The organism is Bacillus sp. SIMBA_074 (genome assembly GCF_046534555.1).
Lineage (GTDB): Bacteria > Bacillota > Bacilli > Bacillales > Bacillaceae_G > Bacillus_A > Bacillus_A mycoides.
In genome coordinates, this window is the sequence record NZ_JAWRYM010000285.1 from 1 (window position 1) to 312 (window position 312).

The 312-nt window shown below is 71.2% G+C and carries 1 protein-coding gene; it reads left to right on the forward strand.

Annotation, left to right across the window (positions count from 1 at the left end):
• Nucleotides 1–90: 90 nt before the first annotated feature.
• A partial coding sequence (locus SB773_RS30870; protein WP_410594051.1) for a pyrroline-5-carboxylate reductase family protein occupies nt 91–312 on the forward strand: 222 nt, incomplete at its 3' end.

The window sequence follows — 312 nt, forward strand, 5'->3', positions numbered from 1 at the left end:
GTCAGCGCGATCCCCAGGTTCGCCGCGAGGGCGGCGACGATGGCCTTGGTTCCACCTGATGCGCTCATGTCCCAATCCTAGGATGGAGCCATGGATGACGCGCAGAAGCTGAGCCTCCCGACCATCGCCATGCTGGGAGCGGGGTCGATGGGCCGTGCGATCCTCAGCGGCCTCCTCGCGCCGGGGGTGCAGGTCGCCGGGATCCGGGTGACGAACCGGTCGGAGGCGCGCGCCGCGGAGCTCGCCGGCACGCCGGGAGTTACGGTCTACGCGACCGAGACGCGGGCGGACGCCAACCGGCTCGCCGTCGAT